Genomic DNA, 13046 nt, shown 5'->3' with positions numbered 1-13046 from the left:
CAATCCAAAAAAATCTCCGTTCAACGCTATAAATACCACTCTAAAAGCTCCTGAACTCAAAATCTAATGCAACGTTAGGGTACATTTAACCAAATAGTTCCTCAGACTATTTTCCTATTTAGCCAAGGCCTTCCTATACTAAAGCTATACAATAGGAGATAACCTGTGAGTACAGACTGGCGCGCAAAATACCTCTCGGCTTTGGCCGAGCAAGAAAAGCTCGAAAAACAGGTTGCCGCGCATGCGGACATGCTACGGCGCACCGTTGTGCACCTAAGCTCGGCCAGCGATGGGCTGAACAAAACACTCGACGCAGAGCTTAGCTTATTAAAAGAAAAGATACGCGGCGCCTCTGGCGCATCGGTACACGAGCAATTAGGCCGGGTGGAAAAAGCCGTCAAAACGTGGCACCACGAGCGAGCCAATCACACTAGGGCCACCTGCGATATTATTGGCCGCTTCACCGACGATTTCGAAACACTGCGCTTAGATAGCGAAACCCAGCAAAGCATAAAAGCCTTTAAGCGCAGCATTAGCCCAGAAACCCTTCAGCTGTACCAACAATCTGAGTGGCTAAAAGCCCTGCGGGAGCTACAACGCAAAGCCATTAAAGTTGCAGCTGCACCGGATAAAAACATGTGGCAACGGTTAAGCGGCGGTACACGCTTGCTGTCGCCTAGCCCGCAAGCCGAGCAGCCCGCTAATAAATCGCCAAGCACAAACCCAACACCACAAGACAACGCGCCCGAAAGAAACACAGCACAAACCGAAAGCCCAAATTCTGCAACCCATAGCCTGCATTCGCTCAACGAGGATGCCTCGTCTATTCCACAAACCACCTTCGAAATTGCAGAGCAACAAGACGATGCACCGCCAGCCCATGACAATGCCATTACCATCGAAAATAGCGGTGAATTAGAGTCTTTATTGCACGAAATTTTCTCTGCGATTGTGCCGACAGAAGACCTTGCCGCTTCAATTATTGCAGAGCGCAAAAAAATTGACCACGGCGTAACTGGCGATAATATTGCCAGCTTCCTGCGCGCCATCCGCGATATTTTACAAACCAGCTACATGAATTACGGGGCAGAATTTAGCAATTACCTGGTTCACATTGATGCCGAGCTAGCGCGCATTTGCCAAGTGATGGACCACCACCTAGAAGATGCCGCGCGACAAATGACGCACCGCGCCCTACAAAACAAAGCACTAGAAGAAAGCCAAGACAAGCTCGCCACAACCAATAAAACAACCAGTAACTTAGACGAATTAAAGTTTGCAGTAATGGAGCACATTACTGTTATTGAAAAAAGCCTTATCGATCGAAAACAAGAAAACACCCAAGACACACTACAAAATAAAAGCCTAAGGGAAGTTGCCGATCAATTACAACAAGTAGAGCTAGAAGCCAAAACCACAAAAACGTTGGTTGAAAAGGAACAGCACCAAGCCAACCGCGATGCCCTTACTGGGCTACCCAACCGCGCAGGTTGTAGCCAGCGGCTAGAACACGAATGCGAGCGCTTCCAACGCTACGCCCACCCCATCACATTAGCAATGTGCAATATCGATGGCCTTGCAAACTTTAATGAGTATGGCTACATAATTGGCGATAGAGTTTTAAAGCTGGTCGCCACCACACTGCGCGACAGGCTGCGCACAGTGGATTTTATTGGCCGCTATAATGGCGATAAATTTTTAATCGCACTGCCCGAAAGCGCCCCCGAAACAGGGCAAGAAACACTCGACAAATTACGCAATTTTATTACCCGCACACCACTTAATATTAAGGGTAAGCCGGTTAAAATTACACTATCGATTGCTTTAACAACATTTGCTAAAAGTGAGGATGGTGGCGATTGCTGCTCACGCTTAATGCAGGGGTTAGAAGCGCTGCACGAACAAGGCGGCAATAGCTCGTTGATTACCTTAAAATAACCGCTACGGTTTTAGAATATGCCGATAATAAACAAGCCGCCGTTGCCATAACGTGGATTATTTAGCGGCTTCTTCGCTTTTCCTTAAGCTGACGATAACGCGCTCCAATGCCTTATCGAATAAAAAGCTGCTATCAACGGTTGTAAGTTCATTGTTTTTAAAAGCAAACGCCAAAGCCAACAAGCTTTTTTCCATGACTTTTTGGCCGCTGCGGTTTACAAAAATATAGGTCGATGTTGACTCTATTACCGCAGCTAAGCGGCAACGCAGTACTGGTGCGTTGCGCTTTTTGTAATCCAACCAAGTGCCACGAGCTAACGCCTTAGCTTGTGCAAAAAATTGCTCGTCAATGGTTGCAGCAGCAGAGTTTTCGGCCACTACGCGCTGCCTTTTAGCTTTTAAAAACGCGCTAGCGTCATTTTTATCCGCTTGCTGCACAGGCGCCAAAGGTGCTGCCGCTGCTGAGGGTTGTTCTTGTTTTCCAGCGTTTTCGGCTTCAACAACGGGTTTTAAGCTTCTGAATAAATCGTCTAACTTTTTAAGTAGCTGCTCGCCCTCAAACGGGTCGAACGCGATTAGCTCAAACCCTTGCTGAATTTTAGCCGCTAATGCTGGGTATTCTAAACGCGATTTTTCGCACGCCACATAACTGTGTAGGTTTTGCGTGGCATCTACAAGTTGTGCCGCGGTTGTTACGGTATCGGCCCATAACTCGGAATCGGCGCCGTGCTTCACACACACAACAAACATGACCTGATGCCAAGCTTTGTGAATAAAGGTATGAATGGCGCTGCGTAAATCGCGGTTTTCACAGATGTCCACAATTGCCTGCGCCACCATTACTCGCGCAGTCTCGGCTTTTGCTCGGCCTTCCTCCGCATCGAGAATGCGTTTTTCTAGCACCTCTAAACGCTTTTGGTCGCGACGGGTAAAGGTTTCGAAATCGTTTAATAAATCGGTAAATACCTGGCTATCGGTATCGTAGTCTTTAACCGCACTATCAACCACCTCGGCCATCTTTTTATACAAAGGGTCTGCTTGCAATGCTTCGCTATCATCGGCATTTAATGCCATGCCCGCTTGCGCTAAGGCATTAACTAATTTGCGGGCGCTGTGGTCTGGGTGAAACAGTAAATCATTGTCCACCACCGCTGCCCGGGCAATAGGAATTTGCAATCGACACAACAATTCTTTTAGCGGGTTTGCAAGGCTATCTTCGGTGAGCATGGAGCTAAATAAGCCATCGACCACCTGCAATGTTTTACGCTGCGGCGATAGGCTTAATGCGCCAGCTAAACCGCCACTGGCTTGGGCTATGGCATTCATTAAACTGCCAGGGCGAGCATGCGCAGCTGGCGTGGTTGCCGCTTGCACTTGGCTTAGAATATCCAACAATTGCGGCGTATTTAAAGCCCCTGCCGGTGCCTGCACATGGCTAGCTGTAGCGGCCGTAACATTGCGCAGGCCAGCCTGTAGTTTATTCAGCTGCGCGGCAATATCGTCGAGCGCCTGTTGCCCAGAAGCATCAGCAGCGGCCTTTCCGGTACCCGTATCCGCACCTACTGGCGCGGTTACGGCAGCAGTAGAAGCCGTACTTGGCGATAACCCTGCCGAGTTAAGCTCTTGAGTATCATCCAGCGATACCGGTGCGCCCATTAAACCTTCATCAGCTGGTTTTGTTAAACGGCTGCCAGATTTTTTCGATTTTGTTTGTGTTGAGGCATCGGCAATATCGGGCAAAATCCCTCGCTCCGCTAAAACTCCATTTAGTTGGCGGTAGAATTCTGGCAGACGGGCGATTAGGTCTTGCTCTATAACCTTAAACAACACTAAGCGCGCATTCACATGCAACCGTAAAGACTCTGTAGCCTGCTTAAAAGCCGTACATATTTTACGAGGAGATAACGGCATAGTGTCGATAGAACCATCACTCAAGCACACCGCATCTAAGCGCCGAACTAAATGCTCTAGCGCGGTTTTATTTTGCATACTGCCTTTTTTAACGACCGCTTCAATGGCCAGTATTTCGTCCATGTCATCGTTCGCAATAACACTTAGCGTATCGACCTGAATGCTATCGTCTTCGTCCGGCTCCTCCACACACGCGCAAAAGCCTTGCGCTAGGGTTTCTTTGAATTGGTTTTTTACCGCTGCGTGGTTAGAGCGAATTTCCCGCATAGCAAAAAAATAGCTATCTTGCTCGCTCTGCTGAAAAGCATGGCTCGCCAGCTCAAATAAGGAATCGTCAACATGAGAAATAGCAATATCCAAACGCTCTAATAGCCACTCAATCGCTTGGTCTTTCATTGTTTGCACTGGCTTTGGCAACTTAGAAAGAATATAAGCCGTGTGCTTTTCGGCACTGCGGTTAATAACCGTAAGGTTAACCGGTTTTTCTGATGTGAGCGTAGACTTGCTAGACACTAAGTATTGCCTCCAGCTACACAATACGTAGCTTTGTATGGGGGCGACATTCCTAATCGCAGGTTCTTTATCCGAAGAAGTTTAATAAGTAGCAGCACCGCAAAATTGAGTGCTTAGTAAACAGTCTTATCGCTAACTTAGCTGCCGTCAAACTGCCGCCTTATGAAAAAGACGACTAAGTCACAAGCCAAAAAAGTCTAAAAAAATTTTATCTATAATTAAAAAAACTTATAGTCATTTCCACTTAGTCACAACAACTTTCTGCCCATACTTAAAATCGACCAGTTATCGCGCAAAGAATCGCTAATCTATTGATACATAAGTAAATACCGAACGAGCGCATCAATAACAAAACAACTAATAATTCGGAAAATTAATGCCTAACACGCATGTTTAATTCCCCCCCAAATAGATCGTTTTAATTTAAAAAATAGCCATTATTGAATTTTTTATTTTAAAAATAATGTCTTCTTTTTCATTATTTTGGCGGCGCTGCAAGAGCCAAATTCCCAAACCTTAAATTACCCTGCCAACAATGCCCAAGCTAACCGCCATCACTCAATGCATACACCCAGCCGCTGTATTCCATTTTTATTCAGTTAGGGCAACCCTGTAATTTTGCCAGCCACTGGGCCGGCAGCTTTGGCAAAACCACCAAACACTCGCAGACAGCGGCGAATTGCTTGTTTTTTGGTGAAATAACACTACAATTCTTTCGGTTCGAAACTTAATAAGCCAAACAGATGACAAAACGAAACACTCAACAGCGCCGGCGAGCGATTGTGGAGCGCCTAGAACACACTGGTGAAGTGAGTGTCGACGCCCTTGCTGCGAGCTTTTTGACCAGCGAAGTCACTATACGTAAAGACCTTAGCGCCTTAGAAGCCAGCGGTTTACTGATGCGCCGCTACGGTGGTGCGGTGGCGATTCCACAAGAGTTTATTAGCGACCCAACCGAACAGGAAGTTTCGGTTCAAAAGCAAGCCATTGCACATGCTGCGGCATCGCTTATTCGCGACCATAACCGCGTAATTATCGATAGCGGTACCACCACCACCGCACTATTGCCCAAACTGCTCAGCAAACAAGGCTTAGTGGTAATGACCAACTCCCTTAGCGTAGCCAACGCCCTGCGCGAGCTAGAAAACGAGCCCACGCTGTTAATGACGGGCGGCACTTGGGATGCACGCTCTGAGTCGTTTCAAGGGCAGTTGGCCGAACAAATGCTGCGCGCTTTCGATTTTGATCAACTATTTATTGGTGCCGATGGCCTAGACCCAGCCCGCGGGACCACCACGTTTAACGAGCTTTTCCACTTAAGCCGCGTAATGGCCGAAGTGGCCCGCGAAGTGATTGTAATGGCCGAATCCAGCAAAGTCGGGCGCAAAATCCATAATCTAGAACTGCCTTGGTCACAAATTACTACACTGGTTACAGATGTAGGTATAAAGCCAGAGCACCAGCAACTTATTGAATCCCATGGCGTTAAGGTAATACCGGCGCCGCTACCCAATACTTAACCTTAAGGACTTACCCCATGTGTGGCATTGTTGGCGCTGTAGCCCAGCGCGATGTAGCAGAAATACTTGTAGAAGGCCTTCGCCGTTTGGAATACCGCGGTTACGATTCCGCCGGTGTCGCAATTATTGAAGACCAACAGCTCGAGCGCGTGCGCCGCTTAGGTAAAGTGGCCGAGCTTGCCGATGCTATCGCCTTAAGCCCCGTACCCGGCGGTACCGGCATTGCCCACACGCGCTGGGCCACCCATGGCGAACCTAGTGAGCGCAATGCACACCCACACATTTCCGCCGAGCGCATTGCCGTGGTGCACAATGGCATCATTGAAAACCACATCGCTTTAAAAGCCGAGCTAACCGCTAAGGGTCACGTTTTTGCCTCCGATACAGACACCGAAGTGATCGCTCACTTAGTATTTGAGGAGCTAAAAACCGCCGCAACACTGTTAGAGGCCGTACAAAAAACCGTAGTTCAGCTCACCGGCGCCTACGGCACAGTGGTTATCGACCAACAAGACCCAGAGCGCATGGTAGTTGCCCGCAGCGGCAGCCCCTTAGTGGTGGGCTTAGGCATCGGCGAAAACTTTGTTGCCAGCGACCAGCTTGCACTATTACCCGTAACCCGCCGCTTTATGTATTTGGAAGAAGGCGACGTCGCTGAAATTACCCGCCGCAGTGTGGATATTTACACTAATACCGGCGAGAAAGTCGCCCGCGAGATTCACGAATCTAACGTAAGTTACGATGCCGCCGATAAAGGCCCATACCGCCATTTCATGCTGAAGGAAACCTACGAGCAACCGCAGGCCATCACCAACACATTAGAAGGCCGCCTTGGTAACGACAGCGTACTGGACGAAACCTTTGGCAATGGTGCATCCGATTTATTCAAAAAAGTACAACACGTACAAATTGTGGCTTGTGGTACCAGTTACCACGCCGGCATGGTGGCGCGTTACTGGCTAGAAACCTACGCCGGCATTTCGTGTAACGTCGAAATTGCTAGCGAATTTCGCTACCGCAAATCTTTTGTGCAACCCAACAGTTTATTAGTCAGCATTAGCCAATCAGGTGAAACCGCCGACACCCTTGCCGCATTGCGCTTAGCAAAAGAACTCGGTTATTTAGGCAGCCTTACCGTATGTAATGTGGCTGGCTCTTCCTTAGTACGCGAATCAGACCTAGCGTTTATGACCCGCGCTGGTGCCGAAATTGGCGTAGCCTCCACCAAAGCGTTCACCACCCAGCTAGTGGGCTTTGCCATGCTAACCCTAGCCATAGGCAAGCACCACGGCCTATCTACCGAGCAACAAAAAGAATTAGTCGATGCCCTTAAAACTCTGCCGCGCAAACTCGAAGAAACATTAGAGTTAGCCAAAAGCATCGAAGCGCTAGCCGAAGATTTTGCCGATAAAAACCACGCTCTCTTTTTAGGCCGCGGCGACCAATACCCCATAGCAATGGAAGGCGCACTTAAATTAAAAGAAATTTCCTACATTCACGCAGAAGCCTACGCCGCCGGCGAATTAAAACATGGCCCACTGGCGCTAATTGATGCCGAAATGCCCATTATTGTAGTCGCACCCAATAACGATTTATTGGAAAAATTAAAATCCAACGTAGAAGAAGTACGCGCACGCGGCGGCCAGCTTTATGTATTTGCCGATGCCGCCTCGCATTTTAAAAGCGACAACGGCATGCACGTAATCCAAGTACCCGCCGTACACCCGTGGCTGGCCCCCGTGGTATACACCCTGCCACTGCAATTGCTAAGTTATTACGTGGCAATTATTAAAGGTACCGATGTGGATCAGCCTAGGAACTTGGCGAAGTCGGTTACTGTGGAATAAAACTACCGCTGGACGGACGCTTTCGAGGCCCGAGCACCCCTTCAGTGCTTGAGCGCCTCGAAATACCTAATCAAGCCCTTTGAGCGCATTGAATAGAGATTCAGCCGCAATCGTCACCGAATAGGGCCACAGGTAATATTCAGTAGCAAATAAATATGACCAACGAAAACCAATAATTTGCTCCTCCAGCCAACTTGGCACCCTGTAATAAAGGCTGGCATTCAAAAAAACGACTTTAAGCGAGTTCCTTAAATGATTGCTCCAGAAGAGGGGAACGAAACCCTAAGTAAAGCTCTCTCAAATAGAAAATATTGGGATGAAACAGAGTTTAAATCGGGTATCCCCAGTAGCTTTCCAACTCTCGCACCCCACTATATCCAAGGTGCGGATCTGCACCCTAAAAGGGATATTCAAAGTTGATCTTTGCAGAAGGCGGCTCCCCACTGATAATTAATTTCTACCCACTCGGCCAGGTAATGAAATTAATCCCATATCGGTAAAGAAGTTATTGATCACTCCTGCGATATCAGAATAGCCACCATCCATAGCTGCTTTAATGGCCGCCGAGCTGTTAGACCTAGAAACCGCAGTTAAACCATGCACATAGAACACCTTTGCCAGCACACCCTTTTTATAACCAACTCAAGTCAAAAACTAAAATGTGACAAGCCTCAACGTAATTTCACGGCAAACATGACTTTGACGATTTTTAAAGCCTGCACCTGTAAAAACTGTGACTCGCTCTGAATTTTTTCCACCCACGGCAGCACGCTTAGATGGCTTAGTCGAATACACTAAGTTGTTAGCAGTTGCATTTTTAGCCCATTAAAGTTTATTGTTATGCAGGTGGTACGCCCCATGAAAATGATTATGTTCAACATTCATGACCTTATCCTTTTTGCTGTGCTGGCCACATGTGCGCTGCTTGCGGCGCTAACACTTAATAAAACTACCCCCTGCCATCGCTCCCGACATATGTTGGTGGCCTTTTTCGCCATGAATAGCCTTATTGCCATTGATACTTTATTTTTCTGGGGTGAAGGCGTGAAGCCCGTTGTGTTTAGTGTTTCCCCCTGGTTGACGACTATTTTCAGTGTTGCCGTATTTGCCTTTGGCCCAATACTGTTTGGTTTAATCCGCTACGAGCTATATGGGCGCCACACTGTTAACTGGTCCTTTGCACTGCATTTTATGCCCGCATTACTAACCCCACTCTATTTGTATTGGGTATGCCACCGCTTCCCTTTGGACATACAGCGGGAACTCATTTTGAACTTGAACATTTACAGCACGCCAGACTCGTACTTTGCGGTATTCACATCGCTAAAGAAGCTAGTGCCAGCCATTTACGGCTTTATGTGCCTGCACCTTGCATTCAAGGCTTATAGCGCATTCACCCCAACTACTGCAGCAAGCGCGGCTAATACTTCCCCACTTAAAACAGCAATAACAACACGCTCTGAGGTTATATTTTTACTGTATTTAACGGCAGGCTTTACCGCGATACGCTTATTTGTGTTGCTCACCCACTGGAGCGGCTTACATTTTTCTAGCGCGATTAGTGATGCGATGGGAATCGCTGGTAACTATTTAACGCTCGCGTTATTACTGGGCCTTGTGTGGCTAAGCTTAAAATTCAATGTAACAAACGACAAACCAGCCATAAGTACTGAGAAAAGTGACGCCGACGAAGCCCAAAAGCTAAGGGAATTGAAGCATGTAATAGAACAGTTTATTGAAAGTGAAAAACCATTCTTAAATAGCCAGCTAAGCTTGCATCGCTTTGCCCAGCATTTAGGCCTGCCAGAGCGTCAAGTTTCGCTGGCTATAAATAAAGGCTTTCAAAAAAACTTTCAGGAATATATTAATGACCTTCGTGTTCAGGAAGCCATGCGTCTACTGCGCAGCCCAGCAGACCACGATAAAACGGTTACTGAAGTGGCTACCCTGTCGGGCTTTAACAGTAAAGCCAGCTTTAATCGCTTATTTAAAAAATATACAGAACAAACCCCCACAGCCTTTAGGGCGCAAATATAGTGTTTGAATAAGTCTAAGGCTCTAACACAACCCAATTCCTGGCCCCTCCCCTGTGCGGTTCATACTTATGTGAACTTACGTACACCCATCACACACTTCGCCAACACGCTGCTTTACGTAAACAACCATTTATCAGCCCCAAGCCCCATGATTAGGGAGTCTCAATGTCGTCAAAACGGAATGTGAAGCTTTACGCCCGAGCAGAAACTCTCAAAAATAACGGTGCATTAACACTGTGATTAACATTATTAAAACGAGGGTTTACAAATGAGGCGAGGTGTTTTCAGCTTAAAATTATTCACACTACTAGCATCAATTATTGGGGCGGGCTGGCTCACGCCGGCGCAGGCAAAGCCTTATAAAGGGGCAGAGATATTTGTCGCCGATCCACAGCTCTACGGTAAATTCGTGATACGCATGCAAGCGGCGAAAGGTAGCGGTGTAATTTCCAATTTCTTTTTATGGAAAGACGGGTCCGAAATGGAGTCTATTTTTTGGGAGGAAGTAGATGTTGAAGTTTTTGGCAAAAACAATGCGACCAGCTGGCAAAGTAATATTATTACCGGGCTTGGCTCAAAAGACTATTCCGAAGACGTTCATGGCGATGGTAACTTCGCTGATCAATACCACACATTTACCATCGAGTGGACACCCAACCAAGTGCGCTGGTTAGTCGATGGCAAGGTTGCACGCACCACCGCCGGCGGCCAAGCGGGTGACTTGGTAAGCCCCGCGCAAGTAAGGCTTAACTTTTGGCCACCAGACAACACGGCCTGGGTAGGCCCGTGGAACGACAACATTTTACCCCTGCATATGTTTGTAAACTGGGTCGAGCTTTACAGTTATTCCAACGGGCAATTTGAATTGGAATGGCGCGACGATTTTGATTACTTTGACAATGGCCGTTGGGGCAAAGCGGATTGGACCTTTGCTGAAAACCGAGCCGATTTTTCCCCCAATAATGCTATCGTAAAAAACGGCTATCTTATTCTGGCCATGACACGGGAAGGGCAAGAGGGTTACAACGGTACACCGCCAACCGATAACGGCCCTATCGCCAGCTCTTCCACTGCGCGCTCTTCGTCTAGCTCTGCGGCTTCTAGTAACCAAACGCAATCATCAATTGCCGTAAGTTCTAGCAGCCAAGCGCAATCATCAAGCGTAACGGTGGCAAGTTCTTTACCTGCAAGTAGCAGCTCATCAGCAGATAGCGGGGTTAGCCTTGGTGCATTTAACCTATGGGGATTAACTTGGCTATTAATGCTTTGGGCGGTAGCAAAAGTAAGCAAAAGCCGTAAGCCATAGCAGCACTGACTACCTCGCTACACCCAACATGCTCCACTTACAGGTTGGGTGTAGCGAGGAACATTTGCCTGCGGATAATAAATTCACCCTACCGCGCGACCTAAGGCTTTTGAATAAACACCGGTTAGATCCAACCGCCATCCACAATAAAATTTTGCGCAGTGCACATACGGCTGTCATCGCTGGCTAAAAAAAGCGCCATTGCGCTAATATTTTCAGGCGTTAATGGGGAAGCCAAACACTGATTTCGCTTTATTGTGGTTAATGCTTCGTCATCTAGCCATTCTTTTTTTTGTCGTTCGGTCATAACCCAGCCCGGCGTAATGGTATTAATTCTAATATCATCTTTTGCAAGGTCGCGCGCCAAGCCGCGAGTTACGCCCTCAATACCTGCTTTGGATGTTGTATAGCCTGTCATACCGCCCTGACACGCATGCCAGCTCATAGAGCCCATATTGATAATAGATCCGCCCCCCCTAAGCTTCATACTTTCGTAAACCGCTTGAATAGCAAAAAAATAATGCCGAAGGTTTAAGTTAATTCGCTCGTCCCAGTATTGTTCATCAATATTTCGAAAATCATGCCGGGTATCGTTTGCGGCATTATTAATAAGAACATCAATGCCGCCAAAAGCATTTATCGCTCGCGCGACAGATTGCTTTAAATCATCAATATTAAGTAAATTGCACGAGTAATAACAAGGCAGTACCGCACCATCAATAGCTGACATGCGGCTAATCAACTCGGCGGCGGCCTTGTCCTGGATATCGATAAAGCACACTTTCGCCTGCTGCCGGCAAAAAGACTCAACGATGTTCGCACCTATTCCTGTTGCCCCACCAGTAATAAAAACGACTTTGCCAGAAAGGCTTGGATAACAGTTTGTTAAATTCATAAGGGTGTAACTGCGAGATATTCTTGGTCTTCCACATTTATAGTACGTGCGCTATTTACACAAAAAGAGCTGCTACCACATTTTTACGCTATCATATGACTATTTGCCAACAGCATCTTGACGAAGTAAGCATAGCATGAACTTAAAACCCAAAAACTTGAATGCACAAACTATTGACGCGCTTGGACAACGGATTATTGAAGGCCACTATAAAGAAGGGGAAAAGCTCCCCATCGAGCCTGAGCTATGCGATGAGTATGGCGTAAGCCGGCCAATCGTCAGGGAGGCTACCAAGGCATTAGTTGCAAAAGGGCTGCTGGTATCAAAGCCGAAAGTCGGCACCATTGTACAAGGCAAGAAGCGTTGGAATTTACTGGATAGCGACGTATTAAGCTGGGTGACCCAAGCATTACCAGAAGGTGAATTTCTCGACATGCTATTTGAGGCACGGTTAGCGATAGAACCAAGCGCAGCAGCGCTAGCTGTGGACAAAGCCTCGCAAGAGGATATAGAGAAAATTGGCAGCGCGTTTTTCGATATGAAATCTGCCGCTACAATAGCCGACTCCATTGAACCAGACATCCGATTCCATCAAGCCATTCTGGATGCTACTCATAACGATGTCATTCGTTACATCGGGCATACGCTGCACAATGCTCTGGCGGTATCTATCAGTTTAACCTCGTGGCACGAAGACATTCATAAAGCCGCGCTAAAAAGGCACGAAGAGGTATACAAAGCTATTGCCGCCAGAAAAAGAAGCGCTGCCGAAAAAGCCGTGCGGAATTTACTGCTCGATTCAAGGCAAGACTTCGACAAAAAATTTAATGACAATTAAATTGTAACTATTCAGGTGCGTGCGAAATAATGGCCATCCCAAAGGCGAATTGATTGTTTTCTGGGCATTCAAACGCCTGGAACACTTGCATAGCGATAAAGTATGGCTTGAGCGGCCCAGAAAATGGTCAGTTTGCCGATCTATTTGAGCATGACTGAATAATTACATTAAATTTTTATTGATACCCCTTTATTGAAAACTTGCCCTGCCGTTGCTTTGAAACAATATCAGCGAAGTAAAAT

The 13046-nt window shown here is 47.1% G+C and carries 9 protein-coding genes; 6 read left to right on the top strand and 3 right to left on the bottom strand.

The window, feature by feature from the left end; all coding sequences use genetic code 11:
- The first annotated feature begins 165 nt into the window (after nucleotides 1–165).
- Nucleotides 166–1938, top strand: coding sequence for a GGDEF domain-containing protein (locus MARGE09_RS02140; RefSeq protein WP_236985720.1), 1773 nt, complete (start codon nucleotides 166–168; stop codon nucleotides 1936–1938).
- Between the two features lie 57 nt (nucleotides 1939–1995).
- On the opposite strand, the gene MARGE09_RS02135 is transcribed toward MARGE09_RS02140, so the two are convergent.
- Entirely contained in the window at nucleotides 1996–4362 is a 2367-nt protein-coding gene (locus tag MARGE09_RS02135; RefSeq protein WP_236985719.1) for a DUF1631 family protein, read from the bottom strand.
- Between the two features lie 743 nt (nucleotides 4363–5105).
- Between MARGE09_RS02135 and MARGE09_RS02130 the strand changes: the two genes are divergently transcribed.
- Nucleotides 5106–5882 carry a DeoR/GlpR family DNA-binding transcription regulator gene (locus tag MARGE09_RS02130; RefSeq protein ID WP_236985718.1) on the top strand — a complete coding sequence of 259 codons (777 nt, stop codon included), beginning with the start codon at nucleotides 5106–5108 and terminating at the stop codon, nucleotides 5880–5882.
- 17 nt (nucleotides 5883–5899) lie between these two features.
- Nucleotides 5900–7729: a glutamine--fructose-6-phosphate transaminase (isomerizing) gene (gene glmS / locus MARGE09_RS02125; RefSeq protein ID WP_236985717.1), complete on the top strand. Its 1830-nt coding sequence runs from the start codon at nucleotides 5900–5902 to the stop codon at nucleotides 7727–7729.
- Between the two features lie 450 nt (nucleotides 7730–8179).
- Here the strand turns inward: glmS and MARGE09_RS02120 are convergent, their stop codons facing one another.
- On the bottom strand, nucleotides 8180–8332 hold the full coding sequence (locus tag MARGE09_RS02120; RefSeq protein ID WP_236985716.1) for a hypothetical protein: 153 nt from the start codon (nucleotides 8330–8332) through the stop codon (nucleotides 8180–8182).
- 255 nt (nucleotides 8333–8587) lie between these two features.
- On the opposite strand from MARGE09_RS02120, the gene MARGE09_RS02115 reads away from it, so the two are divergent.
- Complete coding sequence (locus MARGE09_RS02115) at nucleotides 8588–9766, top strand: helix-turn-helix domain-containing protein (protein WP_236985715.1); 1179 nt, start codon at nucleotides 8588–8590, stop codon at nucleotides 9764–9766.
- Nucleotides 9767–10033: 267 nt separating this feature from the next.
- Nucleotides 10034–11071, top strand: a complete 1038-nt coding sequence (locus tag MARGE09_RS02110; protein ID WP_236985714.1) for a family 16 glycosylhydrolase — start codon at nucleotides 10034–10036, stop codon at nucleotides 11069–11071.
- Nucleotides 11072–11195: 124 nt separating this feature from the next.
- Here the strand turns inward: MARGE09_RS02110 and MARGE09_RS02105 are convergent, their stop codons facing one another.
- On the bottom strand, nucleotides 11196–11966 hold the full coding sequence (locus MARGE09_RS02105) for an SDR family NAD(P)-dependent oxidoreductase (RefSeq protein ID WP_236985713.1): 771 nt from the start codon (nucleotides 11964–11966) through the stop codon (nucleotides 11196–11198).
- 136 nt (nucleotides 11967–12102) lie between these two features.
- Between MARGE09_RS02105 and MARGE09_RS02100 the strand changes: the two genes are divergently transcribed.
- The gene (locus tag MARGE09_RS02100) at nucleotides 12103–12804 is read left to right on the top strand and encodes a FadR/GntR family transcriptional regulator (protein ID WP_236985712.1); all 702 of its coding nucleotides are present in this window, start codon (nucleotides 12103–12105) and stop codon (nucleotides 12802–12804) included.
- Nucleotides 12805–13046 lie beyond the last annotated feature (242 nt).

The organism is Marinagarivorans cellulosilyticus, assembly GCF_021655555.1.
Lineage (GTDB): Bacteria > Pseudomonadota > Gammaproteobacteria > Pseudomonadales > Cellvibrionaceae > Marinagarivorans > Marinagarivorans cellulosilyticus.
The sequence above is the reverse complement of the archived record's forward strand: the minus strand, read 5'-3'. Positions and strand labels throughout refer to the sequence as shown.

What these genes read in the sequence shown, in the direction of transcription:
- MARGE09_RS02130 (WP_236985718.1), top strand. Translation starts at nt 5,106, where the DNA reads ATGACAAAACGAAACACTCAACAGCGCCGGCGAGCGATTGTGGAGCGC.
- glmS (WP_236985717.1), top strand. Translation starts at nt 5,900, where the DNA reads ATGTGTGGCATTGTTGGCGCTGTAGCCCAGCGCGATGTAGCAGAAATA.
- MARGE09_RS02115 (WP_236985715.1), top strand. Translation starts at nt 8,588, where the DNA reads ATGAAAATGATTATGTTCAACATTCATGACCTTATCCTTTTTGCTGTG.
- MARGE09_RS02110 (WP_236985714.1), top strand. Translation starts at nt 10,034, where the DNA reads ATGAGGCGAGGTGTTTTCAGCTTAAAATTATTCACACTACTAGCATCA.
- MARGE09_RS02105 (WP_236985713.1), bottom strand. Translation starts at nt 11,966, where the DNA reads ATGAATTTAACAAACTGTTATCCAAGCCTTTCTGGCAAAGTCGTTTTT.
- MARGE09_RS02100 (WP_236985712.1), top strand. Translation starts at nt 12,103, where the DNA reads ATGAACTTAAAACCCAAAAACTTGAATGCACAAACTATTGACGCGCTT.